This window comes from Brachybacterium squillarum M-6-3 (assembly GCF_000225825.1).
Taxonomy (GTDB): Bacteria; Actinomycetota; Actinomycetes; order Actinomycetales; family Dermabacteraceae; genus Brachybacterium; species Brachybacterium squillarum.
Genome location: NZ_AGBX01000001.1, coordinates 914,073 through 940,210, shown reverse-complemented (window position 1 = coordinate 940,210; position 26,138 = coordinate 914,073). Strand labels below are relative to the sequence as shown.

Genomic DNA, 26,138 nt, shown 5'->3' with positions numbered 1-26,138 from the left:
TGACCGCCGAGCACGCGAGGAGGGAAGATGGTCGAGCAGTCATCGCTATTGCGCGGTGATGGACAGCAGAGCCGCGATGCGACTCTCCGGGGCACCGAGACGGGCGCAGACTGATACTTGCGTTCTGCAGTGTGAGTCTGCGCGCACCGGGACAGCGACACTCTGACAGTCTTGACGGCTGAGGCGGCCGACGAGACCACGCTCAGGCCCTCTACATGCCTGCGAGCTGCCCCTATCCACACATGCGCACAGTTGCACATATGCGCAAACACTCTGTAAGTTTCCGGTATGGAGTTGACAGCCTCCCGCGTACTCGCCGTCCTCGATGAACTGCGCGTGCACGGAGGCGATCGCACGGACGTCGAGGTCAAGCGTGCCGCGGGCGGCCTCCCGGCGAAGATCGGCGAGACGCTGTGCGCCTTCGCCAACATGCCCGATCAGGGGCTGCTGATCCTCGGTGCCAACGAGGCAGGTGCCTTCTCCCTCAACGGTGTGGCGGATCCCGCGGGCATGGCGCAAGCGCTGGTCAACGTCTCCCGGGAGGCCGTGAATCCCTCCCCCTACGTCGAGGTGAGGACCTTCGACATCGACGGCGTGCAGATCGTCGCCGCCCTGGTCCAACCCGTCGCTCCGAGCCTCAAGCCGGCCAGATTCGAGGGAAGGGCCTTCCTGCGCCAGGCCGACGGGGACTTCGTGATGGGGCCTGCCGATCTCCGGATGGTCGAGGTCGCGGCCCTTCATCACAGCGAGAGCGTGCTCTACGACGACAAGCCCGTGCCCGGGACAGGCCCCGATGACCTCGATGTGGAGTTGGTCAGCCAGGTGGTCTCACGAGCTCGGCGACGGACTCGCCGACTGCGGGATCTCGCCGACACCGAGATCATTCGGCAGCTCGGCGCGGTCACGGCGTCCGGCGAGTGCACGGTGGCCGGCCTCTACGCGCTGGGGAACTACCCGCAGGGGGTGCTGCCGGCCCTGCAGGTGACGGCGGCCGTGCAGCTCCCGGACGACGGGAGCAGGGCACGCACGCAGAATCTCCAGCACTTCGAGGGGCCGGTCACGGATCTCCTGGAGGAGTGCATGGCGTGGGTTCGGCAGAACCTCACGACCCGCCAGGTGTACGGAGACGACGGGCACATGCGCGACGAGCCCGAGATCCCGCTGGCCGCCGTCCGCGAGGCCGTGGCCAACGCGCTCGTGCACCGCGACCTCGGGCCGCAGACTCTCGGGACCGGACGCTCGATCGACATCCGCGTGACCGAGAAGGCTCTGGTCATCACCAGTCCAGGGGGACTGCGCGGGGTGACGCTGTCGGAGATCGAGAGCCCCGTGCCGCGCCGCGCCGCCGTCAACCAGCGTCTGTATCAGCTGTCCACGCATTTGCGCCTGCCGGACGGCAGCCGTGTGATCGAGGGCGAGGGAGGCGGGGTGCTGACCATGCTCCGGCGGGCCCAGGACGCGGACCTCAGGCGGCCCACGCTCACGGACAACGGCGTGCGGTTCACGGCCACGTTCTGGCGCGGGTCCGCGTTCTCCGAGGAGGAGCAAGAGCATCTGACCCGAGTCTCCGGCACGGTGAAACTCACTCACCTGCAGAAGCACGTGCTGCTGAAGGCGTGGCGCGGCGATCCGTGGGACGTCGATCGTCTCCGCGCGGAATTCTCGCCGCTCACCTGGGAGGACGCCCGCAGTCAGGTGAAGGCGCTGGTCCAGCGGGGGCTGCTCGATGCGGATATCGACGCCGACGTGCCGTTCCGGACACCGGATGCGACGGCCGGAGCCGACCAGAGCGCAGAACCGACGCCGCTCGCGGAAAGGTCCTCGAACAGCGCACCTCACCCCGCGCCGGATGCCTCGGCGCTGCGTCGGATGGGGAAGAACGTGCCGACCGTCCACCACGTCCTGTCCGGAGGTCCTGCCCTGCATGCTGATCTGCAGGTAGCCACCGGGCTCTCATACATGCAGGTGCGCCGCGCCCTGCTGGCGTTGATCGAGAATGACCTGGTCGAGGTCGACGGCGGCCAGGGGCACCGTGGAACGAGGTACCGCTTGGTGTGAGGGCGGGATCGCACCCCAGCGATCGCTTCCGCCTCGCCCCATGCGGGACTCGATTCTGCGCGGCCGCGAACTCATGGATTAGAGCGATAGCCCCCGGGGCATCGCTCAGCGCCGGCCGAAGACCACGTCCAGCGCGAAGCGGCCCGGCCCGGCGAGCACCAGGGCGAGGGCCCCGGTGGCGAGCACGAGCGTGAGCTCGTAGCCGCCGTCGGCCGCGAAGAACCCGGCGGCCAGGTGCACCAGCAGCGCCGCGACGATCATGTCCACGGCGAGCGCGAGGGCGATCGCGCGGGTGGCGAGGCCGAGGATCAGCAGCGCGCCGCCGACCAGCTCGAGCAGCGCGACCACGGGGCCGAGGATCTCCGCGAAGGGCACCCCCATCGCCGCGAAGGAGGCGGCGGTGCCGTCGAGGCCCGCCTCGAACACCTTCTGCGCGCCGTGGGCGAGGAAGACGACGCCGAGGCCGAGGCGGAGGACGAGCAGCCCCGCGGAGACCCCTCCGGGGGCGGTGCGCCGGTCGGCGCGGCGGGCGGTGCTGCGATCGGTCGCGGCGGTGCTGTGCTCGGTGGTGGTGCTGGACATGCTGGGCTCCTTCGAACTGCTGCCGGGGCGGGGTGCCCCGCCCGGACGAAGCCCCGAGTGTGGCCCACGGACCCGCTATCTGCCAGTCCGCGTCCATCCGTCGTCATCCGAAGGGAGCCACCTCTCGCCGCCGCCTACGATCGGAGGCGGCGCGCGGTCGCATCGGAGCCGCCGCGCGGACGTCGACGAGGAGCACCGCGATGGCCCTGCACGAGTTCACCCTTCCCTCCGCCAACGGGCGCGACGCGATCCGCGCCTGGGTGTACGACCCGGTGGTCACACCGCGCGGGATCGTGCAGATCGTGCACGGTCTCGGGGAGCACTCCCGCCGCTATCTGCGCCTTATCACCGTCCTGCTCGACGCGGGCTTCGTGGTGGCGGCCGACGACCACGCCGGGCACGGCGCCACCGCGGCCGCGGAGGACACCTGGGGCGATGCCGGCGCGGAGGCCGACCGGGTGGTGGTCGAGGACGAGCTGGCGCTGCTGGCGCACGTGCGCTCCCTGCATCCCGGCCTGCCGGCCGTGGTCTACGGCCACTCCTGGGGCTCGATGATCTCCCGGGTCGTGGCCGCCCGCGCCGAGCCGCCCCTGGCCGGGCTGGTGCTCGGCGGGATCGCCGCGGACATGCACGGCATGGAGCAGCTGGTGGACCGCGCGGCGCTGGCCGCCGAGCCGGACCCCGAGGCCGAGGTGCCCGGGCATCACATGGCCGCGGTGTTCGACGGCTTCGTGGACCGCTTCGGGCCGGATGCCGGGCCGACGGACTGGGTGGCGGCCGATCCGGACGTCGTCGCCGACCACGCGCGGGACCCGCTGAACCGCTTCGGGGCGCCGCTGTCGGTGCGCTTCCTGCAGGGCTTCGTCGCCCTCTACGACCAGGCCAACGATGCCGACTGGTACGCGCAGGTGCCCGGGGACCTGCCGGTGCTGATCCTGGCCGGGGACCAGGACCCGGTGGCCGGCTACGGCAGCGGGGCGTACACGGTGGGCAACCGCCTGATCGCGAGGGGACACGAGGACGTGCGGGTGCGGGTGTACCCGGGCTTCCGCCACGAGGTGCACAACGAGCCGCCGATCCGCGACGAGGTGGCCGCGGAGATCATCGGATTCGCCGGGCGGGCCTGCTCCCCCGACGCCTGAGCGCTTCCGAGGTCCCTCAGATCTCGATCATGCCCCGGATGGCGACACGGGCGCAGCCGCCGATCCAGACGGTGCCCTCTGCGTCAACATCTACCCGCACAGCCCCGTCGCGGCCCAGCCGCGTGCCCTGGTGAGCGGTCCACGGCGGGGTGAGACGGCCGCGCTCGAGCATCCACTGGGCGATGCCGGCGTTGAGGCTGCCGGTCACGGGGTCCTCGTAGCCGGGGGTGCCGGTGGCGGGGTCAGGAGCGACGAAGGCCCGCACCTCGTACGCCATGTCGGAGCCGGTGTCGGGGCCGATGACGCCGAGGGAGGCGATCTTCCTCCCGGGGATCGCGGCGAGGTCGGGCTTGAGGGCCACCACCTCGGCGGCCGAGCCCAGCTCCACGACGGCCCAGCCGGGGCCGTTGTCCACCCAGGCATGATCGACCACGGCCTGGTCGGGTACTCCGAGGGCCGCGGCCGCGAGCTGGAGGTGCTCGGCGTCGAGGGGGCCGCTGCGCTGCAGGGGCGGGGCGGCGAAGGCGAGGGTCTCCACGTCACGGGCATCCTCGGGGGCGGCTCCGCCGCGGCGCACCTCGACCAGCCCGACGGCGCACTCCTGCACGATGCGCTCCCCGCCGGGCACTCCCCCCGCGGCCAACCAGGCGGCAGCGGTGCCGAGGGTCGGGTGCCCGGCGAAGGGCAGCTCCCCGGTGGGGGTGAAGATCCGCAGCCGGTAGTCGGCGCCGGGCACGGTCGGCTGCAGCACGAAGGTGGTCTCGGAGAGGTTGGTCCAGGCGGCGAAGGCCTGCATCTGCTCCTCGCTCAGCCGGTAGGCGTCCAGCACCACCGCCACCGGATTGCCGCGGTACGGGGACGCGCCGAACACGTCCACCTGCGCGAAGGGTCGGGAGACGGGGTCGACGCTGTGCATGCGGCCATCCTCGCACTGTCGGTGGTCAAGCCCCTGGAAGTGGTGTAGCGGTCCTTCGCTGAGGGGTTAGGCGGTCAGGGCGGGCAGGGAACACGGCCCGGCTTCACGAAGCTCTCGGCTACCGCACCCCAGCGAGCGTCGAAGCGGCCTACACGCACCTGACGACGACCGCGCCCGCGACCGTCTAACCACGGAACGAAACCCAGGGCGCTTCAGGTGTTCTCAGGGCTGGCGATGGTCGTACCGGTGGGGGCCGTCATCGTTCTCCTGGGGGATGGCGTGAGGCCGTGACGCATGCGTCCGAGCAGGACTCTCGGGGCACGCGATCGGGCAGCGGGAGACGGCCACCATAGACGACCTCGTATCGGGCAAGGGGGCCGTCTCCGTCCCCGGTGAGGGCGTTCACGACTTGGAGGCCCAGCGCACGGGCTCGACGACCTGCACGGACGGCGTGGGCCGGGCGAGGTGGAGCGCTCTCGACGGGGCGCTCAGCGCTCCTCGGTGAGCGGGACCTGGTCCCCCTCCTCGGGGCTGCGCGCGAGGTCCTGCGGGGCCGTGCGGGGGTCCACCGCGGAGCCCGACATGTACGCCGCGCGGGAGAGCACGTTCGAGGCGATCGAGGAGACGATGATCAGCGCGACCACCGTGAGGATCGTCTTGATCAGCACCGCGACCTCGAAGCCTTCGACCTTCGTGTGCAGCAGGAAGGCGCCGAGCACGATCATCGGCAGGCCCAGCCCCGTGGCCGGGGAGAGCACGTTGATCCGCGCCAGGGCGTCGTGCGCCCGGAACATCGACAGCGCGGCGGTGAGCATCCAGAACGCCCCGCCCAGCAGCAGCACGGAGGCCAGCACGTCCACGATCAGGGCGGCGATCATCGGCGCCCCCGGGTGAGGATGCGGGCCAGGGCCACGGTGGCGAGGATGCCCAGCACCGCGGCGATCAGGGCGGCGTCCACGGCGGCCGCGGACTCGTTGAGCAGGCCGATCAGCACGATCAAGCCCACGCCGGAGAAGAACACCAGGTCGCCGACGACGGCGCGGCTGGCGGGGTCGGGGGCGGAGGCGATGCGCAGCAGGCCCACCAAAATGGTGGCGCCCAGCAGGCAGACCGTCAGCCACAGCACGATGCTCATGATCGCTCCTCGGGCTCGGGGGCGTCGTCGGGGTGGACCCCGCCGGGGGGCTCCGGCCGGGAGGACCGCGGGCCGGTGCGCACCCCGTGGTCGCGCACCGCGTCGGCGGCCTGGGTGTCGGCGAAACGCTCGTCGCCGCTGCCGCGGCGACGGAGCCGCAGGGCGGCATCCGCTCCCCCGCGGCCGCGGGTGGCGCGCAGCAGGCGCTCCTCCATCTCGGCGAGGTCGGCGACGACCTGCTCCCGGGACTCGGCGAACAGCACGTGCACGAACAGGCTCGGCCCCTGCTCGAGGGTGCCGTGGGCGGTGCCCACCACCAGCGTGCCCGGGGTGATGGTGATCGAGGAGGCCATCGCGATGATCTCGACGTCCGTGGTGGCGCGCAGCGGGTACTCCACGATCGCCGGGGAGGAGTGGACGCCGGGACGGTAGGCCGCCCAGGCCACCTGCACGGACCCCTTGAGGATCTCGAGCAGGATCCAGCCGATGTAGCTGATCCCGTACCAGAGGCGCATCATCCGCCCATCACCGCCTCCACGTAGGCGTTCACGTCCAGCAGGTCGGTAGCGGCCAGCTCCGTGGTCGGCAGCACGACGCCAATGCCGACGAACATCGCCAGCGACAGGGCCATCATCACGGCGCCGGGGGCGGCCAGGCGGGCGGGGACCCGCACCGAGTCCGGCAGCGTCTGCTCCTCGCCGCGGCCGGTGACCGCGTTATCGGGACGGTAGGTAGTCATGTCCTCGCCCCAGGCCGCGCGGCGCCACACCCGCTGCAGGCCCAGCATGGAGCCGATCGAGGCCAGCAGGACAGCGAGGATCGCGCCCCAGCCCAGCAGAGCCTCCCCGGCGGAGACCTGCTCGGCGGAGGCCCGCAGCAGACCGATCTTGCCCCAGGTGCCGGAGGTGGGCGGCAGGCCCACCAGGGAGAACATGCCCAGCGCGAGGATCACCATCACCCAGGGGTCGCGACGGGCCAGCCCCGAGAGGTGGTCCATGCGCCCGGTGCCGTAGGTCTGCTCGATCGCGCCGATGATCAGCACCAGGGCCGACATGGTGATGATCGAGTGGACCTGGTAGAGGATGCCGGCGCCCATCGCCATCTGCGTGAACAGCACGATGCCGAGCAGGAAGTGACCGACGCCGACGACCATCTGGTGGCTCATCGCGGTGCGCAGGCGGATCGAGCCGGTGGTGGAGAAGGCGCCGATGAGGATCGTCGCGAACGCCATCACCGCCACGACGGGCAGGAAGGGGATGCCGTCCTCGAAGGCCACCGCCACGATCCGGTAGATCGCGTAGAGGGCAACCTTCGTGTGCAGGGCGGAGAACAGCGCCATGATGCCGGCGGAGGTGGCCGGGTAGGAGCGGGCCAGCCAGGAGTGCACGGGCACCACGGCGCCCTTCACGGCCAGTGCCAGCAGAACCACGCCGAGCGCCGCCGCGGTCAGCGGGTTCTCGCTGCCCGCCCCGGCCAGGGAGGCCAGGTTCACGGTGCCGGCGGTGCCGTAGACGAAGCCGACGCCGATCAGCAGCACCGTCGAGGTGAGCAGGTTGACCAGCACGAACAGTCGACCGATGCCGAGGCGTCGCCAGGTGCCCGTCACCGCGATCAGGGCGTAGGAGGGCATCAGCATGACCTCGACCCAGACGAACAGGTTGAACAGGTCGCCCGTGAGCAGGGCGCCGTTCACGCCGCCGCTGAGCAGCAGCACCAGCGGCGGCACGAAGCGGTAGCGGGATTCGCCGGTGAGGATCAGGAACACGCTCGCGGCGAGCGTCGACACGGCGGTGACCAGCAGCATCAGCGCGCTGAAGGTGTCCGAGACGAAGGGGATCGCGAGCACGTCGGAGAAGCCGCCGACGGCGTGGGAGATCACCGGGGTGCCGCGGTGCTCGACCAGCAACCAGATAGCGCCGAGGCCGACCAGGGCCGGCACGGCGATCAGGGCGGTGGTCTCGACGGCGCGGCGGCGGACGACCACCAGGACGGCGGCGGCCAGCAGCGGCAGCACCACGAACAGTGGCAGCAGGGTGGGGGGAACGGCAGGGATGCTCATCAGTCGCGCGTCTCCCCCGTCCCGGGATAGGAGGCCATGTCGTCGTCGCGGCCGATCACGGCCAGGGTCAGCATGAAGATGGTGACCGCCATGGTGATGACGATGGCCGTCAGCACGAAGGCCTGCGGCAGCGGGTCCGCCATCGCCGCGGGATCGGACTCGCCGATCAGCGGCTCGGCGCGCCAGCCGGGGACCCCGGCGGCGAGCAGCACGAAGTTCGCGGCGTGGCTGAGCAGGGTCATGCCGAACACGGCACGCACCATGCTGCGCTGCAGCAGCAGGTACACCCCGCCGCCCACCAGGACGGCCACGGTCAGGCTGAGGATCATCGGCGCCCGGCCTCCTTCGGCTTGGTGCCGGTGGTCAGGTGCGCGGTGCCCACGCCGACGCGGCGGCGGAGCGCGGGCTCCCCGCGGGTGGTGTCCAGCGGTCCGGGCAGCTCGCCCTCGACCGCCTCGTCGGTGCGCTCACGGGTGCTCTCCCCCGGCTCGCTGGAGCCCGTGGAGGCGCCCGCGCCGAGCAGGTTCACCGCGACCATCACCAGGCCGAGCACCGCGAGGTACACGCCGAGGTCGAAGATCATGGCGGTGGAGAGGTGCTGGCCCAGCAGGTAGCCGTGCAGCGGCTCCAGGAAGCCGTCCTTCGCGAAGCCGAGGAAGCCGGCGGCCAGGGCGGTGATGATGCCCCCGCCGATGAGGAACAGCGGCAGCTTGGGCGGGCCGATCTGTCGGTCGCGCGAGGTGGACAGGTAGATCAGGGCGACGATCGCGGAGCCCACCAGGGCGGCGATGAAGCCGCCGCCGGGGGCGTTGTGGCCGCGCCAGAACAGCATCAGCGAGATCGCCACCAGGATCGGGGCGGTCACCCGCACCATGAACTGCAGGGCGGCGGTGTTGCCCCAGGCGGAGGCGATCGCGCGGTGCGCGGAGGTGCTCTCCTCGCGCAGCGCGGGCTGCGGGTCGTCCTCGGCGCAGCGCTCGTCGGGGTCGATGAACAGCGACCGGACGCTGGAGAGCACCGCGACGATCGCGACGCCGGCCATGCCGAGCACGGAGAGCTCGCCGAGCGTGTCCAGCGCACGGAACTCCACCAGGATCACGTTGACGATGTTGTGCCCGCCGGTGATCTCCTCGGCGTTGTCGATGTAGTACTGGGCGACGTCGCTGCGTCCGCGCCGGCCCATGAACAGGAACACCCCGGCCCCGGCGGTCAGGCCCATGATCCCGGCGACGATCCCGGCGCCGCGGCGGCGGCGCGGATCGGGGGCGTCGAAGCGACGGGGCAGGCGCTGGAGGACCAGCATGATGATGATGATCGTCAGCGACTCGACCAGCAGCTGGGTCAGCGCCACGTCGGGGGCGCCGAGCGCCAGGATCTGCACGGTGGCCAGCACGCCCACGGCCGACAGGCCCACGGCGGCGCCGAGGCGGCCGCGCTGGCGGACGACCACGGCGACGGCCACGATCATCAGCAGCAGGATCACGAGGTCCATCAGGGTGTTCATGCCCGGCATCAGCGGGGGCAGCTGGTCGGCCAGCACCGCGAGGGAGCCCAGCACGACCGCGGCGAAGGCCAGCAGGATCGCGCCGAGGTGCTTCACGGGGTCGTCGGTGCGGCTGGGGCGGACCAGGGCGATGCCGATGCGTTCGGCGAGCCGGTCCACGCCGGTGAGCACGCGCGCGCCGTCCACCGGGAAGGGGCGGTTCTCGAGCACGGGCAGGATTCGGCGGCGGCCGAGCGCCACCAGGGTGCCCAGCAGCACCACGCCCGCGGTGAGGCCCAGCTCGGGGGTGAGGCCGTGCCAGAAGGCCAGGTGGGGGTGGAACTCCTCCCCCAGGCCCGCCTGCATGGCGGCGCCGACGGGGGTGTCCAGCACGCCCACCCAGATCGCCAGCGGCAGCCCGGCGAGGATCGGCAGTGAGGCCGGCCAGAAGAACAGGCCCTCGGGACGGTGGGCGTCCTCGGCGCGGACGGTGGCCCCGGCGGCGTCGTGCCCGCTGCGGGTGACCTCGCCGTCGACGCGGGCCAGGTACTCCTCGTCACGGCCATCGACGAAGGCGCCCAGCACGATCTTCGCGCAGTAGGCGAAGGTCAACACGCTGGCGCCGGCCAGGCCGAGGGCGACGGCCCAGCCCGCCCAGGCGGCCCCCTCGTTCTCCAGGGCGCCGGTGAACAGCGACTCCTTGGAGACGAAGCCGAGCATCGGCGGCAGGCCGGCCATGGACATGCAGCCCAGCAGGGTGACGACGAAGCTGCCCGGCATCGCCCGCCACAGCGCGGGCATGCGGCGCAGCTCGCGGGTGTGGACGGCGTGGTCCAGCACGCCCACCATCATGAACAGCCCGGACTTGAACAGGGCGTGGGCGATGGTGTGCAGGATCGCGGCCTGGATGGCGTACTCGCTGCCCACGCCGATCACGGCGACGATCAGGCCCAGCTGGCTGACGGTCGAGTAGGCCATCAGCTTCTTCAGGTCCGGCTGGGCGAGCGCCAGGTATCCGCCGACGAAGGCGGTGATCAGGCCCGCGACGATGAGCAGCACGTTCCAGGCGAGCACGTCGTGGAAGGCGGGGCTGAAGCGCAGCAGCAGGAAGATGCCGGCCTTCACCACGGCCGCGGCGTGCAGGTAGGCGGAGACCGGGGTGATGGCGGCCATCGCGTCCGGGAGCCACACGTGGAAGGGGAACTGCGCGGACTTGGTGCAGGCCGCGACCGCCACCAGCAGCGCCACCAGGGTGGTGAAGCCGGGGTCGCTGCCCCACACGTCGGCGGCCAGCACCTCGGTGACCGAGGTGGTGCCGAGCCGCGCCACCATCAGCACCACGGCCGTCAGCAGCGACAGCCCGCCGAGGAAGGTGATCAGCAGCGTGCGCATCGAGGCGGCCTGCCCGGCGGCGCCGGAGCGCGCGATCAGCAGGAAGGACGCGATCGAGGTGAGCTCCCAGGCGATGAACAGCAGCACCAGGTCGTCGGCCAGCACCAGGGTGACCATCGACAGGGTGAACAGCGCCATCACCAGCGAGAAGCTGAGGTTGCGGCCCGGCTCGAGGTAGCGGGCCGAGTAGGCCAGCACCACCGCGCCGATGACCAGCGCGATCATGGAGAAGACGATGCCGAGGCCGTCAGCGCGCAGCGCGAGGTCGACGCCCCAGGCGCCGGCCCAGGGGATCGTGAAGTGCGTGGTCGCGGGATCGGGCTCGCCGGAGAGCACCGAGGCGGCGGCGGGGACGAGGGCCCCGGCGGCGGCGAGGTAGAGCGCGGCGAGGATCCAGCAGGCGGAGCGGCCGAGAGCGCGGTCGAGGACCGGGGTGATCACGACCGTCACGAGGAGGATCAGCAGGGTCCACAGCACCGACACCGTCAGCACCCCGGCCCGGCGGTGGTGTCGTGGCGGGTCATGGCGGGGATTCTAGCGAGTGCTCGGAAACGCCCCAACTCGGTCCCGGCGGCGCTGGACCTCGTGGGGCCTCGCGGGCGCACGCGGAGAGAAATAAGCCTCGAGGGGTCCGGGACGGCTGCGGGGGACGGCCGGATCGGCCGTCCCCCGTGGGAGAGATCACCTCGCCGGCCCCGCAGAAGGGGCTGGTTCGGGCTGGACACGGCTGGGGCGACGGCGCCTCAGCGGCTGCGGAAGGTGATCCCCTGCTCCTCCCGCATCCGGTACAGGAAGGCCGCGGTGGCGTCGCGGTTCATCGGGGACAGCGGCCGGTAGGTGCCGTCGGACCAGCCGGTGGTGATCCCCTCGGCCTTCAGCCAGGCGATCTCGCGGGCGAACTGGCTGCCGGCCGGCACGTCCGGGAAGGGCCGGGAGGTGGGGGTCTCCACCTCGGGCGAGCCGGCGTAGCGGTACACGAAGGCGGCCATCGCGTCGCGGGTGATCGACTCGGTGGGCCGGAAGGTGCGGTCGGCCCAGCCGGTCGTGATGCCCTGCTGGTACGCCCAGATGATCGCCTCCTCGTGCTCCTGGCCGTCGACCACGTCCGAGAAGGGGCGCGTCCGGGGCATCGTCACCTCCGGCGAGCCCGCCAGGCGGTGCAGGAACGCCGCCATCGCATCGCGGTTCACCGCCTGGGTGGGGCGGAAGGTGCCGTCGTCGTAGCCCTTCGCGATGCCCTCCCGGTAGGCCCAGAGCACCGCCTCGTAGTGCTCGTCGCCGGGGCCCATGTCGGTGAAGGGCTCCTCCTCGTCGGCCTCGGGCAGCACCTGCACCACGGTGGGGCGGGGGCCGGTGCCGTCGAAGTCGGGGAAGAAGGAGACCTGGGCGTCGAACTCGCCGTCCTCGCCGGGGTGCTGCACGGAGACGAAGGCGGTGAGGTCGGCGTCGCGGACGATGGGCCCGCAGGTCTCGGCGTCACGGGGGACGGAGAGGAACTGCTCGACCCGGCCGCGCTCGTCCCCGTCGAGGGTCACGCGGAACAGGCCGTCGTTGTAGCCGATGCTGCTGGGGGCGCCGTCGGTGGAGATCCAGAGGTTGCCCACCGAGTCGAAGGCCAGGTTGTCGGGGCAGGAGATCGGGGAGACCTGGTCGGCGGGGAAGCCGCCGAAGTAGGTGGCCTCGTTCTGGGCGGGGTCGCCGCAGACCAGCAGCAGGTTCCAGGCGAAGCCGGTGGAGGTCTGGTCGCCCTGCTCGTCGATCTCCACCACGTGGCCGTCGCGGTTGCGGCTGCGGGGGTTGGTCTCGTCAGGTCCCGCATAGTCGTCCACGCCGCGGTTGGAGTTGTTCGTGCAGGCCACGTACACCTTGCGGGAGGCCAGGGAGGGCTCGACGTCCTCGCAGCGATCCATCTTGGTGGGCCCCACCTGGTCGGCGGCGAGGCGGGTCAGCACCAGCACCTCGGCGGTGGTGAAGCCCTCCACCTGGGACTCGCCGTCCACGACCAGCGGCAGCCACTCGCCGGAGCCGCCGAAGGCGTCGTCGGAGGGAAGGGCGCCGGTGCCGTCGATCTCGGCGGCCGGGGAGTTCCCGGTGAACTTCGCGACGTAGAGGTCGCCGTGCTCGAGCAGGGTCTTGTTGTGCTCGCGGTCGCCCTCGATGTACGTGTCGCGGGAGACGAACTTGTAGAGGTAGTCGAAGCGCTCGTCGTCGCCGGAGTAGGCGACCACGCGGCCGTCCTCGGCGACGATCACGTTGGCGCCCTCGTGCTTGAAGCGGCCCAGCGAGGTGTGCTTCCTCGGGGTGGACTCGGGGTCCCAGGGGTCCACCTCGACGATCCAGCCGAAGTGGTGGGCGGAGTTCTCCAGGCCCTCGGTGCGCAGGTCGAAGCGCGGATCCACGTTCTCCCAGCCCCGGGCGGTGGCCTCGTCGACCAGGCCGTAGCGGGCATCCTCCTCGCTGGTGCCGGCGCCGCGGAAGTAGCCGTGGAAGTTCTCCTCGCCGCTGAGCAGGGTGCCCCAGGGGGTGAGGCCGCCGGAGCAGTTGCCGAAGGTGCCCTCGGTGGTGGTGCCCTCGGGGAACTGGCTGGTCCGCAGCAGCTCGTCGCCGGCGGCGGGGCCGGTGAAGGCGTACGCGGTGTCGTCGAGGTAGCGGCGGTTGTGCTCGCCGTCCACCACGTAGCGGTAGGGCTCCTCCCGGGAGTCCCGCTCCAGGTCGACGACGGTGAAGCCGTGCGCGGCCAGGCCGATCTCGGCGACGGCCGTGGGGTCGGTGCCGGCGGGCAGCATGATGTTCTCGTTGGTGTACTCGTGGTTCACGAACATCACGGCGCCGAGCCCGTCGGTGCCCGGGATCTCCTGGATCTCCGTGTAGTCGTTGTTGTAGCCGAACTGCACGCGCTGCGCCTCGGCGCTCTGGGCGTCCCAGTCGAAGTCGGGGGCGTCGGCGAAGAGCTTGTCGCCCCAGCGGATGATCGGGTGCCAGGCGAAGCCCTCGGGGACGGTGAACTCGTCGGTCTCCCAGTCCACGGGGTCGATCGCGGTGAAATCGAGGGCGCTGCCGCCGGGGGCGGCGGGCGCCGGGGCCGCGGGGACGCCCGGAGCGGCGGGCGCGGCGGTCGCGGGGCCGGCCACGCTGAGGGCCAGGGCGCCGGCGGCGGTGCCGCCCAGCAGGGTGCGGCGGCGCAGTGCCGCGGAGACCACGTCGCGGAAGTATCCGTTGGAGCTGGTGTTGCAGGTGGGGCTGAGGCACTGGTTGCCGCACTTCAGCGCGCAGGTCACGGGCGAGCGCTTGCCCGCCACGTGATCCTTCATGAGGAGGGGGAGGTCGATGAGGGCCACGGGGATTCCTTCGCTGTCGTCGGGGCCCGCGCCGCCAGGGCGGAACGGTCGAGATGACAGTGCGACAGCATCATGAGGCCCCGATCACCAGCGGGCGTCGCCCGGGTGAACGTCGAGGGGAACAGTGGGCGAACGAGCCCGACAATCCGGCCGCACCGCGAGGGGCGGTGACGCCGCGCTGCGAGGCGCCTCAGCGCCGGATCGTGCAGCTCAGGGGCGCGAGGGAGCCCGGAACGAGGCGGGCTTGACCAGGGTCACCGGGGCGGTGGACTCCATGACCACGCGCTGCGAGGTGGAGCCCAGCAGGAACTTGCCGATCGGGGTGCGGCGGCGGATGCCGAGCACCACCAGGTCCGGGTGCATCTCGTCGATCGCGTCGAGGATGTCGTCGGCCGGGTCGTCGCGGCGCGGGACCGTGCGCAGGTCCAGCTCGAGGCCGGTCTCGGCGAGGCGCTCGGCGAGCGGCCGCGGGTCGGTGACCCCGCGGGCCTTGCGGGGGTCGGCGCCGGCGTCGGAGGCGAGCACCACCAGGGCGGCGTCGCGGCGCAGGGCATCCTCCACCGCGAAGGTGAGCGCGGCCTCGCTGCTGGCGCTGGGGACGTAGGCGAGCAGGACGGTGGGCATGGTCTCCCCTGTCTGGACGGCGGGCGGTGGGACCCCGGGGGCGGCCACGGCGCCGCCCCGCGGGGCTCAGTCGAGGTCGTGGAAGCGGGTGCGCCGGGAGCGGATCGCGCGGTTGTAGATCCAGGAGCAGATGTACAGCACGAGGCCGATGCCGAGCAGCGCGCCCGCGATCACGTAGTTGCGGGTCTCCTGCGCCCAGGGGCCCACCAGGAACAGCGTGGTGAACGCGCCGATGTACGGCAGCACCGTGGGGGTGCGGTAGTGCTTGGTGCGCACGGTGTCCTTGCGCAGCACCAGCACCGCGATGTTCACCAGGCCGAACACGGCCAGCAGCAGCAGGGCGGTGGTGGAGCCGAGCGCACCGATGGTCTCCTCGTTCAGCACGAAGCGCACCGTGAGGATCAGGCCCACCGCCAGCGCGGTGGAGAACACGATGCCGGCCCAGGGGGTCTGGCGGCCCGGCAGCACGTAGCGCAGGAAGCCCGGCAGCACGCCCTGGCGGGACATGCCGTACAGCAGGCGGGAGGCCATCATCATGTTGATCAGCACGGTGTTGGCCACCGCGAAGATCGAGATGAAGGGGAAGATCTCGCCGATCGGCAGGTTCGGGGCGCCCACCTCGACCACGGTCAGCAGCGGAGTGGTGGCGGTCTGCAGGTCCCCGATCGGCACGATCGCCACGGCGGTCACGGAGACCAGCACGTAGACCACGCCGGTGATCGACAGGCCGGTGATCAGGGCGCGCGGGAAGTTCCTGACCGGGTCCACGACCTCCTCGGCCATGTTCACCGAGTCCTCGAAGCCCACCATCGAGAAGAAGGCCAGCGCGGTCGCCCCGATGACGGCCATGAACAGGCCCTTGTCCTCGGGGGTCTCGAACAGGATGACCTGCGAGAAATCGGCCTCGCCGCGGCCGATGGCCCAGAAGCCCACCAGGATCACCAGCGCCAGGCCGGTCAGCTCGATGAGGGTGAGCACCACGTTGAACTTCACGGACTCGCTGACGCCGTACATGTTCACGCAGGCGATCAGCACCACGAAGCACACGGCGATGATCGTCGAGATCAGGCGGGCGGCGTCGGCGCCCATGCTCTCGGTGAGGCCGAAGGCGGCCAGCACGTTCTCCGCCAGGAACACGGAGGAGGTCGAGGCGGAGGTGATGCCGGAGGAGAGCACCGCGAAGGTCACCATGAAGGTCAGGAAGTGCATCCCGAAGGCCTTGTGGATGTAGTGCCCGGCGCCGCCGGCGCGCGGGTACTTGGTGACCATCTCCAGGTAGGACAGGGCGGTCACCATCGCGACCGCGAAGGCCAGGATGATCGGCAGCCAGCCGGCGCCGCCCACCTCGCCGGCCACCCGGCCGGTGAGGGCGTACACGCCGGTGCCGAGGATGTCGCCGACGATGAACAGCAGCAGCAGCTTCGGCGTGATCGCCTGCTTGAGCTCGCCGCCGGGGTTCTGGCCGTCGCTGTCGGAGGCGGCGCCCGGCGCGGGGGAGGTCCCGGTGCTCTCGCTCATGGGGAGGGGATCCTCTCGGATCGCTGGAAAGGTGCGCTGAGCCTACCCCAGGGTGCCCTCGATCACCCGCGTGGGCAGGCGCTGCGTCTGCACCCACAGCCGAGAGGCGTCGGAAGAGATCGCGAGCACGCCGAGCGCCGAGGCCCCGGCCCCCACCAGCAGGGCGTGGGCCACGTCCCCCGAGCCGGCGGTGGCGATCAGCAGACGGGTCGCGGCGTCGACGGTGAACAGGGCCATCAGGGCGATCCGCGACCAGCGGCTGCGGCGGAACACCCCGGCCACGAGCACCACCAGGGCCAGCACGAACACGGTCGAGACCACCAGGGAGACGTTCTCGGGGAACAGCAGCGAGGCGTCCGGGGTGAGGCCCGAGAGGTCCACCCCCAGCAGCTCCCCCACCCAGCGGGCGATCACGAGCCCGGTCTGGATCGCCACCAGCAGGGCGGTGAACACGATGGTGGGCGGCGGCAGGTGGTGGTCGGCGGCGCTCGCGAAGGCCTCGTGCACGTCGTCCACGGTGCCCTGCCACTGCGCGGCGATCTCCTCGGCGAAGGCGGCCGAGCCGCCCGCTCCCGCCGCCGCGGCCTTCCCCCGGCGGCTGCGGGCCGCGGCGAGGGCCGACTGGGTGGCGCGGTGGGCGCGGGCCGTCATCACGCTGGAGCCGGTGGGGCGGTGCCGCGGCAGCATCAGCGCGGTGGCGCCGTCGGAGCGCTCGTTGCAGCCCGAGACGTCGAGGATCGGCAGGTCCCCGTCGGTGGTGAAGCGGTCGCCCTGGCCGTTGCGGGACTGGTAGGAGGTGGAGAACTCCTTGATCACCTCGACGCCCACCCCGGGGTCGGCGTAGCGGACCGTGTCGATGATGTAGTCCCGCTCCACGTCGGTGTTCTCGTCGATGCGGTGCGTGACCTGCAGGGTGAAGAAGGAGAAGCCCACGGCGCGGTCGTAGGTGCCGGCGGCCAGCCAGTCGGCCCGGTAGCCGCCGGGCAGCACGAAGTCCGGGGGCATCTTCCAGAAGCGCACGTGGTGGCGCTTGGCGGTGGTGCCGCCCACCTCCTGCTGGTAGGTGAAGTCGTGGCGGCGGTCCATCAGGTACAGGTCGGAGACGGGCGCGGAGGGGTAGGAGCGGCGCAGCACCGTGGAGCGGATCATGTCCCAGGCCGAGGAGAGGGTGCGCTCCTCGGCGAGCACCCAGCCGGCGCGGCGCATCGCCACGTGGATGTCCTCCTCGTCGCCGTCCAGCGCCAGGTTCACCGGGTCCGAGAGCACGCCCTCGGTGGTGCGGGTGCGGCCGAAGAAGTAGTCCGGCAGGTAGATCCAGGTCATCAGCTGGTGCAGCCGCGGCAGGGTGATGTAGGTCAGCAGCACCCAGAAGCCCACCAGGTACAGCAGCCGCACCGGGGTCAGGGAGAAGCCCTCGATGAGGTAGAGCAGGGCCAGCCAGATCGAGACCACCAGGCCCGCGATGATGAACAGGGTGTCCAGCAGCGCGTACAGCTCGAAGCGGCCGGGGGCAGGGGTGTGGCCCTGCTCATGGTCGTAGCGGGGCGGGGCCTCGGGAATCGCTCGCCGAAGGGGGACCAACCGCGCCGAACGGGCGGGGTTCATCGCCATCCCCTTGCACAGGCTGAGCACATGGGGCCATCGTAGGATCGCTCGCTCGGAGCGAGCCGGGAACGATCCCGACGCCCTCCGAGCCCCGACCGCACCCGACCGGAAGGACACCGCCATGACCCCCGTCGCCCCGCTCCCCCTGAACGACGGCCGCACGATCCCCCAGCTCGGCTACGGCGTGTTCAAGGTGGACGCCGCCAAGGCCGCCGACGTCACCGGCCAGGCCCTCACCGCCGGCTACCGCCACGTCGACACCGCGAAGATCTACGGCAACGAGGAGGGCGTCGGCGAGGCCGTGCGCGCCTCCGGCCTGCCCCGTGAGCAGGTGTACGTGACCACCAAGCTGTGGAACGACGCCCATGCCCACGACGACGCCGTGGCCGCCCTCGAGGGCTCCCTCGAGCGCCTGGGCCTGGAGTACGTGGACCTGTACCTCGTGCACTGGGCCGTCCCCTCCCAGGGGCAGTACCTCGAGGCCTGGAAGACCCTCATCGAGCTGCGCGACCGCGGGCTCGCCACGTCCATCGGCGTCTCGAACTACCCGGCCGAGCAGCTGCGCGAGATCATCGAGGCCACCGGCGAGGCGCCGGCCGTGCACCAGATCGAGCTGCACCCCTACTTCCAGCAGCGCGCCCTGCGGGAGCTGCACTCCGAGCACGGCATCGTCACCGAGGCCTGGGGACCGCTGGGCCAGGGAAAGAGCGACCTGCTGGAGAACGACGCGATCACCTCGATCGCCACCGCGCGCGGCGTCTCCCCCGCCCAGGTGGTGCTGGCCTGGCACATCGCCCACGGCATCGTGGCGCTGCCCAAGTCCGTCACCCCCTCCCGCATCGTGGAGAACCTGGAGGCGGCCGAGATCGAGCTGACCGCCGAGGAGGTCGCCGCGATCGACGCGCTGGACCGTCCCGACGGCCGCGGCGGCGCCGACCCCGCCACCTTCGGCCAGTCCTGAGCTGATCCCCGCGGGCCCTCACCCCGGTCCCGCGTGCACAGACCTGGTTGTGGTGGTGGGCAGCCTGCACATGTGCAGGTTGCCTACCACCACAGCCAGGTTTCTGGGCTACTAGCCCGAGTAGGCGGCCGGGTGGGGCTCAGTAGTAGACGGCGAGGGGCCCGGTCGGGCCCTCGATGACCTGCACCGGGGTGTCGAACACCCGGGTGAGCACCGCATCGGTCATGATCTCCGCGACCGGGCCGGTCTCGACCACACCGCCGTCCTTCATCGCCACGATGCGGTCGGAGTAGTGGGCGGCGAAGTTGATGTCGTGCAGCACCACCACGATGGTGCGACCCAGCTCTCGGGCGGCGTCGCGCAGGCGGCCCATCATCTGCACGCTGTGGCGCATGTCGAGGTTGTTCAGCGGCTCGTCCAGCAGCACGTACTCGGTGTCCTGCGCCAGCACCATCGCCACGTAGGCCCGCTGCCGCTGCCCGCCGGAGAGCTGGTCGAGGTAGCGCCCCTCCAGCTCGGTCAGGCCCAGGAAGTCGATGGCCTCGCTGATCTTCTGCTCGTCCTCGCGGGTGATGCGGCCCTGCGAGTAGGGGAAGCGACCGAAGCCCACCAGCTGCCGCACGGTGAGGCGGGTGATGAAATGGTTCTCCTGCCGCAGCACGGAGAGGATCTTGGCGAGGTCCTTCGAGGCGGTGGAGCCGACGTCGTAGCCGGCGACCTCCACGGTGCCCTCGTCCATGCCGAGCAGCCGTCCCACCATGGTCAGCAGCGTGGACTTGCCGGCGCCGTTGGGGCCGACCAGCGCGGTGACGCCCCCGGCGGGGATCTCCAGGTCAACCGGGCCGATCCTCACGGTCTCCGAGTAGGTCTTGGCGACCTTGTCGATGGTGATCACAGGCGGCCCTTCCGCAGGATGACGACGAGGAACACGGTGCCGCCGACCAGCTCGATGATGATCGAGACGACGCCCTGGGCGTAGAACACGTGGTCCATGACGAAATAGGCCCCGGCCAGCACCACGAAACCCACCAGCACCCCGAGGGGGAACAGGCGGCGGTGGTCGTGGGTGCCGGCGATCTGGTAGGTCAGCGTCGCCACCAGGAAGCCGAAGAAGGTCATCGGCCCGATCAGGGCGGTGGAGGTGGCCATCAGGACCGACACCATCACCAGGGTGAGGATGGTCTGGCGGCCGTGGCGCACCCCGAGGTTCAGGCAGATGTCCTTGCCCAGCGCCACCGTGTTCAGGGTGCGGGCGTTCCACCACAGGCCCCCGCCCGCGAGCACGCAGAACACGATCGCGTAGGGGATGTACTCGGTCTCCGCGTTGGAGATGGAGCCGAACAGCCGGGCGGTGAGCACGTCGAACTCGCTGGGGGTGAGCAGGCGCTGCATGAAGGCGGAGACGGAGCCCAGGCCGCCGCCGATGATGATGCCGATCAGCAGCATCACCTGCAGGTTCGCATACTTGCCGCGCAGCAGCCAGCCGTACAGCAGCACCGAGAGCCCCACCATCGCCGCGACCTGCAGCAGGAACTGGGTGGTGCCCTGCAGCGCGCCCACCCCGGCCACGCCCAGCAGATAGACGGCGCCGGTCTGGATCACCCGGTACAGCGACTCGAAGCCCATGATCGAGGGCGTGATGATGCGGTTGGTGGTGACGGTCTGGAAGGCGATCGTGGCGGTGGCCTGGCAGAACGCGCAGATCACCATCACGATCAGGGAGGTGACGCGCAGCTCGGCGATCAGCCAGAAGCCGCGCGAGCCCACCGGCATCGGGTTGCCCATCGCCAGCATCCCGACACCGAAGCCGGCGGCGGCCACGGCCAGGGCGATCAGCACGATCACGTAGCGGCGCCGCGCCCGCGCATCGGCGAAGGCCCCGGAGCCGCTGCGGGGCTCCTCCCGGGGGGTCCGAGAGCGGCCGGGGCCGACTGGGGGCGCGGGGTCCGCGAGCGCGGGGGCGGTGCGGTCGGTCATGGCGCTCATGCCGCCTGCCGGGTGCGCAGCAGCAGCGCGATGAAGACGACGGCGCCGACGATGCCGAGGATCAGGGACACCGGGACCTCGAAGGGCATGATGATCAGCCGCCCGATGAGGTCGCAGACGGTGACCACGGCGATGCCGAGCAGGCACACCCAGGGCAGGTTGGAGCGCAGGTCGTCACCGCGGATCAGGGAGACGATGTTCGGCACGATCAGGCCGAGGAAGGGCAGGTTGCCGACCACCACGGTGACCACCCCGGTGGCGACGGCGACCAGGCCGGTGCCCATCAGCAGCACCCGCTGGTAGTTCACGCCGACGTTGGTGGCGATGTCCTCCCCCAGGCCCGCGACGGTGAGCCGGTCGGCGACCAGGAACACGGCGAGGCCCACCAGCGCCACCACCCAGAGCACCTCGTACTGCCCGCGGATCACGGAGGTGAAGGAGCCGGCGAACCACACCCCCAGCAGCTGCAGGGCGTCGAACTGGAGGGCCACGAAGGTGGAGATCGAGCTGACCACGGCGCCGAGCATGATGCCGATGATCGGCACGATCAGGGAGCTGCGCAGCGTCACCCTTCGCAGGAAGGCGAAGAACACCAGGGTGCCGACGAAGGCGAAGACGACCGCGACCACCATGCGGGTGAGCAGGGTGGAGGAGGGCGCCACGATCATCACCAGGATCAGGCCCAGCCCGGCCCATTCGGTGGTGCCGGTGGTGGTGGGCTCGACGAAGCGGTTCTGCGTCATCAGCTGCATGATCAGCCCGGACATGGCCATCGCCCCGCCGGCCAGCACCAGGGCGATGGTGCGGGGGATGCGGGTGATGGCGAACATCTCGGCACCGTCGTCGGCGCCGAAGATGTCGTAGACCCCGGTGAACAGGGAGGCCGCGAGCAGCAGCGCGACCCCGAGGATGCCCAGCAGGAGCCAGCGGTCGAACAGACGCTCGCGACCGCGCCGGGGCGTGCCCGGCGCGGTCGTGGCGGTGGTGGAGCCCGTCATCGAGGACGGGTCAGGAGGAGCCCTCGAGGGCGTCCGCGAAGTCGGTGAAGAACTCCGTGTAGGTCTGGATGGACTCGTTGGTGTAGGTGTCCTCGGGCATGTAGACGATGTTGCCCTCGGTGACCGCGGTGACCGAGGCCAGCGCCTCCGAGTTCTCGAGCACCTGGGAGGCGGCCTCGTAGGAGGGGTCGTCGGCCATGACGGCGGCGTCGCGGTCCATCACCAGCAGCCAGGTGGGGTTGGACTCGGCGATGGCCTCGACGGAGATGTCGTCGCCCTGGTGGTCGTCACTGGTGTCCTCCACCTCGAGGGCGGGGACCAGGCCGAGTGCGTCGAAGGCCCAGCCCAGGGTGCGGCCGTCGCCGGGGGCGATGTAGCCGATCTCGCCGCCGGAGACGATGACGCCCATGACGGTGTCGGAGCCGTTGTAGGCGGAGGTCACGCGCTCCATCGACGCGTCCAGGCCCGCGCCGAGCTCCTCGGCCTCGGACTCCTGGTCGAACACCTGGCCGAGCACGGAGACCTGCCGTTTGAGCTCCTCGGCGAAGGGCTGGTCCTCGCGCGGGTCGAGGTTCAGGATGGTCGCCTCGGGGGCGAGGCTCTCGAAGTCCTCCTGGTACTGGGCGAAGCGCTGGCCGTTGATGATGAGGTCCGGCTCGGCGGCGACGACGGCCTCGAGGTCGGGCTCGTTGTGGTTGCCGAGGTCGATGATCGACTCGTCGTCGGCGTAGTCGAGGGTCGAGGGCATCAGGGCGCGGGCGGCGGCGGTGAGCTGCACGCCCCAGTCCTGGAGGGTCTCGAAGGTGCGGTTGTCGGTGGCGACGACGGAGGTGGGCGGCACGACGACGGTCTTGGTGCCGTCGTTGTCCTCGACCTCGACGGTGCCGGACCCGCCGCCGGCGTCGGAGGCGCCCGCGGCGCCGTCGGTGGTCTCCGAGCTGTCATCGCCTCCGCAGGCGGTGAGGAGCAGGCCAACGGTGCCGGCGGCGGACAGGGCGCCGAGGTGGCGGCGGCTGATCGCGGTCATGGGGGTCCTTCGGTGAGACGGGGTTCGGGGAGCCCGTGACGGGCTCCACTGAGGCTAGCCTCACCTGGACGTTTTTCGCCACTTCAAGGGCGCGTTATTAGCGGATCGAGACGTGACCGAGACCGGCCGCGCCGCCGCGGACGGCCGGGCCGGGATCCGCACCCCCGGCTGTCGATCCGGCCCTCCCCCGTTCGTCATGATGGTGTCCCGCCGCCCGGCGCGGACGCGATCACCGATGAAGGAGTCGACATGAAGTACGTGCTGCTGCTGATGGGGAACCTGTCCGACGACCGCTGCGGGGAGACCGAGGACGCCCCGGGCGTCGAGGAGTTCATCGCCTTCGACGCCGCCCTGGAGGAGGCGGGGGTGCTGCGCGGGGGCTTCGCGCTCACCGACCCCGAGGAGGGCACCAGCGTCACCCGTGCCTCCCGGGACGCGGAGGCCGTGGTCACCGCCGGCCCCTACGCGGAGAGCCGCGAGTTCGTCGGCGGCACGATCGTCATCGAGGTGGACACCCTGGATGCGGCCCTGGGCTGGGCCGCCCGCTGCCCCGGTGCGATCGGCGGCCGGGTCGAGGTGCGTCCGCTGCTGGACATCTGAGGACCCGGTGCCCGGGCTCCCGCGATGACCGTTCCGGAACCCCCGCCGGACCCGGGCGACGTGCTCGCCCGGGTCCGTCGGGAGGAGCTCAGCCGCCTGGTGGCGACGCTGGTCCGCCGCTTCGGCGACCTCGACCTCGCAGAGGACGCCGCGCAGGACGCGATGGTCTCGGCCCTGCGCACCTGGCCGCGCGACGGCGTACCCCGCAGCCCCCTGGCCTGGCTGACCTCCACGGCCCGCAACGCCGCCCTGGACCGGGTGCGGAGGGACGACGGGCTGGCGCGGCGGCTGGCCGAGCTGCACCTGCGCGAGCAGGATCGTGCCCCCGACCCGGCCGATGCCGCGGCCCTGGCCGCCGACGACCTGCCCGATGACCGCCTGGCGATGCTGATGGGCTGCTGCCACCCCGCGATCGCGCCGGCGGACCGGATCGCCCTGATGCTGCGCTTCGTGGGCGGGCTGAGCTCGGCGGAGGTGGCGCAGGCGCTGCTGCTGCCCCTGCCGACCGTGCAGGCGCGCCTCACCCGCGCCAAGAAGCGAATCGCCGGCGCCGGCATCCCACTGGAGGTGCCGGAGGACCCGGCCGAGCGCGAGCGGCGCCTGCCGCTGGTGCTGACGGCGATCTCGCTGGTCTTCACCGAGGGCTACGCGGCCAGCCACGGTGACGCCCCGATCCGCCGCGAGCTCACCGCGGAGGCGATCCGGCTGGCACGGATCACCCAGGGCCTGCTGCCGGGCGCCGCGGAGCCGGAGGGGCTGCTGGCGCTGCTGCTGCTCACGGAGGCCCGAGCATCGGCCCGGGTCGATGCCGAGGGCGTGCCCGTCTCGCTGGAGGAACAGGACCGCGGCCTCTGGGACCGGGAGCTGCTGGCCGAGGGCAGCCGGCGTGCCGAGCGGGCGGCGGCGATGCCCGGGGCGGGGCGCTTCACGATCCAGGCGGCGATCGCGGCGGTCCATGCGGAGGCCACGGATCTCTCCGGCACCGACTGGGCGCAGGTCGTGGCTCTGTACGACCTGCTGCTGGGCCTCGGCGAGGACCCGGTGGTGCGGATGAACCGGGCCATCGCGCTCGGACGCCGCGACGGGCCGGCGAGCGGACTGGCCGCCCTGGACGCGCTGAGGGGGATCGCGGAGCTGGAGCGGCACGTGCCCTTCCATGCGGCGCGGGGCCTCACCCTCGCGGAGCTCGGGCGCGAGGAGGAGGCCCGGGCCGTGCTGGCCGCCGCCCGGGAGCTGGCCCCGGAGGGGCCGGACCGCCGCTTCCTCCAGGCCCGGCTGCGACGTCTCGACGCCGACTGAGCACGGACGACACGGCCCCGGGACCTCCGCGGGGAGGTGCCCGGGGCCGCGGCGGGCGGGATCAGTCGTCCGTGGAGGTCTTCTTCCCGGCGCCGAGCAGCAGGGCGGCCGCGATCGCGGCGAGCCACACGTCCTTGGAGACGGCGGTGCCCTCCTGGCTGGGGCGGATGCCGTCGGCCTCGGTGAACTCCGAGGTCCGGAAGTACATGGCCAGCAGGCCGCCGGAGAAGGCGCCGAGGGCGAGGCCGGCCACGCGGGTGGGGACGATCGGCAGCAGCAGGGCGCCGCCGACGGCGATCTCGCCGTAGCTCAGCGCCTTCCCGAACTGCTCTGGGGTCAACTTCTCGACGGCGGGCACGCCCTTGGCGGCCATCGCCTGGAGGCCGGCGGCGGCCTCGGCGGGCAGGCCGAGCTTCCCGATGCCGGAGTTGAGCATGTAGGCGCCGGGGACGGCGCGGAGGACAGCGGTGGACAGGCTCATGGGGAGACCTTCCGGGGTGGGGATCGTCGTGCAGGGCAGGTCGTCGAGGTCGCTCGTCGGTCACTGCCCGGGGCAATGGTAGAGCGCCGAACCCATGACCGGGGTCACTTGTCCGGTTCGCGGGGACGCGCAACCATCTGGATATGGGCACTCCCCAAGGATCGGCGATGATCAGCGCGAGCGGCCTCACCACGTCCTTCCCGCTGGGTGAGCGCCCGGTGGAGATCCTGCACGGCAAGGACCTGACGGTTCCGGCCGAGCAGATGTGCGCCGTGATGGGGCCGAGCGGCTCCGGCAAGTCCACCCTGCTCACCTGCCCGGCGGGGCTCGAGGCGGCCGCCCGGACGCCGCCCGGATCGAGGAGGCGCTGGAGTCGAAGGGCATCGCTGCCCTGCGGGACCAGCGGCCGCCCTCGATGTCCGGCGGGGAGCAGCAGCGGGTGGCGATCTCCCGGGTCCTCGCCCAGAGGGTGCGGGTGCTGATCGCCGACGAGCCCACCGGCGCCCTGGACACGGCCCCCGGGGAGCGCGCCCTCGCCGAGCTCGGCCGGGTGGCCCACGACCCGGGGCGCTGCGCGGTGGTCGTCACCCACGACCCCCGGGTCTCCGCCGCCCGCGACCGGGTGCTGTTCCTGCTGGACGGCCGCCTGGGCCAGGGTGCTGCTGGGCTTCGCGGCGATGCACGCCTCGATCCTGCTGGGCCTGCTGGTGTGGCGCTCGGGGTCGGCGGCGGTCGCGGCGGGTGAGATGGAGCGGATGAGCTCGGCCCCGGTGACCCTCGTGGGGGCAGTGTTGGGCACCGTGGCGGCCCTGGTGCTGCTGCGGCCGGCTCCGGTGTGCCTGGCCGACGACCAGAACGCCTCGCTCCCGGTTCCCGAGGCGGTGGCGGATCCCCTGGTGATCCTCGGGGCGACGCTCGCCTCGGTAGTGGTGGC

At 71.7% G+C, this 26,138-nt stretch carries 24 protein-coding genes; 7 read left to right on the top strand and 17 right to left on the bottom strand.

Annotation, left to right across the window (positions count from 1 at the left end):
- Positions 1-288 precede the first annotated feature (288 nt).
- Entirely contained in the window at positions 289-2,058 is a 1,770-nt protein-coding gene (locus OM98_RS04175) for an ATP-binding protein (RefSeq protein WP_010533325.1), read from the top strand.
- A 105-nt stretch (positions 2,059-2,163) separates the two neighbouring features.
- Here OM98_RS04175 and OM98_RS04170 read toward each other — a convergent pair whose 3' ends face one another.
- Entirely contained in the window at positions 2,164-2,640 is a 477-nt protein-coding gene (locus tag OM98_RS04170) for a DoxX family protein (protein ID WP_010533324.1), read from the bottom strand.
- Between the two features lie 200 nt (positions 2,641-2,840).
- Between OM98_RS04170 and OM98_RS04165 the strand changes: the two genes are divergently transcribed.
- Entirely contained in the window at positions 2,841-3,782 is a 942-nt protein-coding gene (locus OM98_RS04165) for an alpha/beta fold hydrolase (protein ID WP_010533323.1), read from the top strand.
- A 16-nt stretch (positions 3,783-3,798) separates the two neighbouring features.
- Here the strand turns inward: OM98_RS04165 and OM98_RS04160 are convergent, their stop codons facing one another.
- The 11 genes from OM98_RS04160 to OM98_RS04110 form a co-directional block, all read right to left on the bottom strand.
- Positions 3,799-4,698 (bottom strand): PhzF family phenazine biosynthesis protein, encoded by a 900-nt coding sequence (locus OM98_RS04160; protein ID WP_010533322.1) that lies wholly within the window; start codon positions 4,696-4,698, stop codon positions 3,799-3,801.
- A 488-nt stretch (positions 4,699-5,186) separates the two neighbouring features.
- Positions 5,187-5,576, bottom strand: coding sequence for a cation:proton antiporter (locus tag OM98_RS04155; protein WP_010533321.1), 390 nt, complete (start codon positions 5,574-5,576; stop codon positions 5,187-5,189).
- Positions 5,573-5,833 (bottom strand): monovalent cation/H+ antiporter complex subunit F, encoded by a 261-nt coding sequence (locus OM98_RS04150; protein WP_010533320.1) that lies wholly within the window; start codon positions 5,831-5,833, stop codon positions 5,573-5,575. The genes OM98_RS04155 and OM98_RS04150 overlap by 4 nt, the downstream gene beginning before the upstream one ends.
- Positions 5,830-6,351, bottom strand: a complete 522-nt coding sequence (locus OM98_RS15015; protein WP_010533319.1) for a Na+/H+ antiporter subunit E — start codon at positions 6,349-6,351, stop codon at positions 5,830-5,832. Before OM98_RS15015 ends, OM98_RS04150 begins: the two co-directional genes overlap by 4 nt.
- A complete protein-coding gene (locus OM98_RS04140) occupies positions 6,348-7,892 on the bottom strand; it encodes a proton-conducting transporter transmembrane domain-containing protein (protein WP_010533318.1) in 1,545 nt (514 codons plus the stop codon). The genes OM98_RS15015 and OM98_RS04140 overlap by 4 nt, the downstream gene beginning before the upstream one ends.
- Positions 7,892-8,221: a sodium:proton antiporter gene (locus OM98_RS04135; protein WP_010533317.1), complete on the bottom strand. Its 330-nt coding sequence runs from the start codon at positions 8,219-8,221 to the stop codon at positions 7,892-7,894. The genes OM98_RS04140 and OM98_RS04135 overlap by 1 nt, the downstream gene beginning before the upstream one ends.
- Positions 8,218-11,259, bottom strand: a complete 3,042-nt coding sequence (locus tag OM98_RS04130) for a DUF4040 family protein (protein WP_010533316.1) — start codon at positions 11,257-11,259, stop codon at positions 8,218-8,220. Before OM98_RS04130 ends, OM98_RS04135 begins: the two co-directional genes overlap by 4 nt.
- 251 nt (positions 11,260-11,510) lie before the next feature.
- On the bottom strand, positions 11,511-14,105 hold the full coding sequence (locus OM98_RS04125; protein WP_010533315.1) for an alkaline phosphatase PhoX: 2,595 nt from the start codon (positions 14,103-14,105) through the stop codon (positions 11,511-11,513).
- Between the two features lie 210 nt (positions 14,106-14,315).
- Positions 14,316-14,729, bottom strand: coding sequence for a universal stress protein (locus OM98_RS04120; RefSeq protein WP_010533314.1), 414 nt, complete (start codon positions 14,727-14,729; stop codon positions 14,316-14,318).
- 66 nt (positions 14,730-14,795) lie between these two features.
- A complete protein-coding gene (locus OM98_RS04115; RefSeq protein ID WP_010533313.1) occupies positions 14,796-16,247 on the bottom strand; it encodes an APC family permease in 1,452 nt (483 codons plus the stop codon).
- A gap of 42 nt (positions 16,248-16,289) precedes the next feature.
- Positions 16,290-17,852: an LssY C-terminal domain-containing protein gene (locus OM98_RS04110; protein WP_033194809.1), complete on the bottom strand. Its 1,563-nt coding sequence runs from the start codon at positions 17,850-17,852 to the stop codon at positions 16,290-16,292.
- A 121-nt stretch (positions 17,853-17,973) separates the two neighbouring features.
- On the opposite strand from OM98_RS04110, the gene OM98_RS04105 reads away from it, so the two are divergent.
- Positions 17,974-18,813 (top strand): aldo/keto reductase, encoded by an 840-nt coding sequence (locus tag OM98_RS04105; protein WP_010533311.1) that lies wholly within the window; start codon positions 17,974-17,976, stop codon positions 18,811-18,813.
- Between the two features lie 139 nt (positions 18,814-18,952).
- On the opposite strand, the gene OM98_RS04100 is transcribed toward OM98_RS04105, so the two are convergent.
- From OM98_RS04100 to OM98_RS04085, 4 genes are read right to left on the bottom strand one after another with little or no spacing between them, the layout of a single operon-like run.
- A complete protein-coding gene (locus tag OM98_RS04100; protein WP_010533310.1) occupies positions 18,953-19,708 on the bottom strand; it encodes an iron ABC transporter ATP-binding protein in 756 nt (251 codons plus the stop codon).
- Complete coding sequence (locus OM98_RS04095) at positions 19,705-20,790, bottom strand: iron chelate uptake ABC transporter family permease subunit (protein ID WP_010533309.1); 1,086 nt, start codon at positions 20,788-20,790, stop codon at positions 19,705-19,707. The genes OM98_RS04100 and OM98_RS04095 overlap by 4 nt, the downstream gene beginning before the upstream one ends.
- A 5-nt stretch (positions 20,791-20,795) precedes the next feature.
- Positions 20,796-21,797, bottom strand: coding sequence for an ABC transporter permease (locus OM98_RS04090; RefSeq protein ID WP_010533308.1), 1,002 nt, complete (start codon positions 21,795-21,797; stop codon positions 20,796-20,798).
- Between the two features lie 10 nt (positions 21,798-21,807).
- A complete protein-coding gene (locus OM98_RS04085; RefSeq protein WP_010533307.1) occupies positions 21,808-22,824 on the bottom strand; it encodes a siderophore ABC transporter substrate-binding protein in 1,017 nt (338 codons plus the stop codon).
- Positions 22,825-23,073: 249 nt separating this feature from the next.
- On the opposite strand from OM98_RS04085, the gene OM98_RS04080 reads away from it, so the two are divergent.
- Positions 23,074-23,424: a YciI family protein gene (locus tag OM98_RS04080; RefSeq protein ID WP_010533306.1), complete on the top strand. Its 351-nt coding sequence runs from the start codon at positions 23,074-23,076 to the stop codon at positions 23,422-23,424.
- Positions 23,425-23,448: 24 nt separating this feature from the next.
- Entirely contained in the window at positions 23,449-24,723 is a 1,275-nt protein-coding gene (locus tag OM98_RS04075; protein WP_010533305.1) for an RNA polymerase sigma factor, read from the top strand.
- Between the two features lie 61 nt (positions 24,724-24,784).
- On the opposite strand, the gene OM98_RS04070 is transcribed toward OM98_RS04075, so the two are convergent.
- Positions 24,785-25,204 (bottom strand): hypothetical protein, encoded by a 420-nt coding sequence (locus OM98_RS04070; protein ID WP_010533304.1) that lies wholly within the window; start codon positions 25,202-25,204, stop codon positions 24,785-24,787.
- A 143-nt stretch (positions 25,205-25,347) separates the two neighbouring features.
- Here OM98_RS04070 and OM98_RS16465 point away from each other — a divergent pair, with 143 nt between their 5' ends.
- Together OM98_RS16465 and OM98_RS04065 are read left to right on the top strand one after the other, a co-directional pair.
- Positions 25,348-25,686 carry an ATP-binding cassette domain-containing protein gene (locus tag OM98_RS16465; protein ID WP_425358393.1) on the top strand — a complete coding sequence of 113 codons (339 nt, stop codon included), beginning with the start codon at positions 25,348-25,350 and terminating at the stop codon, positions 25,684-25,686.
- Positions 25,572-25,949 (top strand): ATP-binding cassette domain-containing protein, encoded by a 378-nt coding sequence (locus OM98_RS04065; RefSeq protein WP_425358394.1) that lies wholly within the window; start codon positions 25,572-25,574, stop codon positions 25,947-25,949. Before OM98_RS16465 ends, OM98_RS04065 begins: the two co-directional genes overlap by 115 nt.
- The last annotated feature ends 189 nt before the right edge of the window (positions 25,950-26,138 follow it).

Excerpts from the sequence above, each read along its gene's own strand:
- OM98_RS04075 (WP_010533305.1), top strand. The coding sequence starts at position 23,449 with ATGACCGTTCCGGAACCCCCGCCGGACCCGGGCGACGTGCTCGCCCGG.
- OM98_RS04175 (WP_010533325.1), top strand. The coding sequence starts at position 289 with ATGGAGTTGACAGCCTCCCGCGTACTCGCCGTCCTCGATGAACTGCGC.
- OM98_RS04165 (WP_010533323.1), top strand. The coding sequence starts at position 2,841 with ATGGCCCTGCACGAGTTCACCCTTCCCTCCGCCAACGGGCGCGACGCG.
- OM98_RS16465 (WP_425358393.1), top strand. The coding sequence starts at position 25,348 with ATGGGCACTCCCCAAGGATCGGCGATGATCAGCGCGAGCGGCCTCACC.
- OM98_RS04135 (WP_010533317.1), bottom strand. The coding sequence starts at position 8,221 with ATGATCCTCAGCCTGACCGTGGCCGTCCTGGTGGGCGGCGGGGTGTAC.
- OM98_RS04090 (WP_010533308.1), bottom strand. The coding sequence starts at position 21,797 with ATGACGGGCTCCACCACCGCCACGACCGCGCCGGGCACGCCCCGGCGC.
- OM98_RS04095 (WP_010533309.1), bottom strand. The coding sequence starts at position 20,790 with ATGACCGACCGCACCGCCCCCGCGCTCGCGGACCCCGCGCCCCCAGTC.
- OM98_RS04140 (WP_010533318.1), bottom strand. The coding sequence starts at position 7,892 with ATGAGCATCCCTGCCGTTCCCCCCACCCTGCTGCCACTGTTCGTGGTG.
- OM98_RS04120 (WP_010533314.1), bottom strand. The coding sequence starts at position 14,729 with ATGCCCACCGTCCTGCTCGCCTACGTCCCCAGCGCCAGCAGCGAGGCC.
- OM98_RS04080 (WP_010533306.1), top strand. The coding sequence starts at position 23,074 with ATGAAGTACGTGCTGCTGCTGATGGGGAACCTGTCCGACGACCGCTGC.
- OM98_RS04105 (WP_010533311.1), top strand. The coding sequence starts at position 17,974 with ATGACCCCCGTCGCCCCGCTCCCCCTGAACGACGGCCGCACGATCCCC.
- OM98_RS04070 (WP_010533304.1), bottom strand. The coding sequence starts at position 25,204 with ATGAGCCTGTCCACCGCTGTCCTCCGCGCCGTCCCCGGCGCCTACATG.
- OM98_RS04085 (WP_010533307.1), bottom strand. The coding sequence starts at position 22,824 with ATGACCGCGATCAGCCGCCGCCACCTCGGCGCCCTGTCCGCCGCCGGC.
- OM98_RS04110 (WP_033194809.1), bottom strand. The coding sequence starts at position 17,852 with ATGAACCCCGCCCGTTCGGCGCGGTTGGTCCCCCTTCGGCGAGCGATT.
- OM98_RS04150 (WP_010533320.1), bottom strand. The coding sequence starts at position 5,833 with ATGAGCATCGTGCTGTGGCTGACGGTCTGCCTGCTGGGCGCCACCATT.
- OM98_RS15015 (WP_010533319.1), bottom strand. The coding sequence starts at position 6,351 with ATGATGCGCCTCTGGTACGGGATCAGCTACATCGGCTGGATCCTGCTC.
- OM98_RS04170 (WP_010533324.1), bottom strand. The coding sequence starts at position 2,640 with ATGTCCAGCACCACCACCGAGCACAGCACCGCCGCGACCGATCGCAGC.
- OM98_RS04115 (WP_010533313.1), bottom strand. The coding sequence starts at position 16,247 with ATGAGCGAGAGCACCGGGACCTCCCCCGCGCCGGGCGCCGCCTCCGAC.
- OM98_RS04155 (WP_010533321.1), bottom strand. The coding sequence starts at position 5,576 with ATGATCGCCGCCCTGATCGTGGACGTGCTGGCCTCCGTGCTGCTGCTG.
- OM98_RS04160 (WP_010533322.1), bottom strand. The coding sequence starts at position 4,698 with ATGCACAGCGTCGACCCCGTCTCCCGACCCTTCGCGCAGGTGGACGTG.